A 608-nucleotide genomic window follows, 5' to 3' on the forward strand; every position below is an offset into this window, starting at 1 on the left:
ACGGCACTGCCGGAGAAGCAGGGCGAGTTCATGGGCCAGACCTACTCGCCGCTGACCGATGGCGCCAAGCGGGCCAGCTTCCGCGCGGGTGGCAACAACGCCGACCGTTATGCGAAGGCCGGCGTGGCCGTGGTGATCTCCAAGTCCGAGAAGAAGGCTGCCTTCATCGACCTGAAGCCGCTGTTCACGTACGTCAACAACGTGTACTTCGGCACCGGCGCGACCGAGTTCACCAACCTGGGCCAGGCCGACTCGCAGTGGCCGTACACCTTCGCCAACAAGCCGCAACAGACGCCGACCGTGATCTCCACGGTGACGCTGGATGACCGGCCGACGGCGGTGCGTACGACCCTGTTCGGCAACGTGCACCGTGCCTGGATCGCGACCGAGAGCGGCTCGCTGCGCATCTACGGCCTGGGCAACGTGCCGGCGGGGACGACGGCGACCGACGTGGTGGAGAAGGGCCGCGTGGCGATCGGCAGGAACCCGACCTCGCTGGCGATCTCGAAGATCGACCCGGACAACCGCTCGATCGAGCCGCTGAACCAGCAGGTTCTGGTGGCCTCGCGCGGCGACCGCAAGATCCAGTGGGTGCGCTTCGCGTCCAA

1 pseudogene is annotated in these 608 nt (G+C 66.9%); it reads left to right on the plus strand.

The annotated features are described in order from the left end of the window. Positions 1–608: pseudogene (locus tag B0W80_RS35835) on the plus strand (hypothetical protein); the annotation flags it as partial.

The organism is Variovorax sp. KK3 (assembly GCF_001984055.1).
Taxonomy (GTDB): Bacteria; Pseudomonadota; Gammaproteobacteria; order Burkholderiales; family Burkholderiaceae_C; genus Variovorax.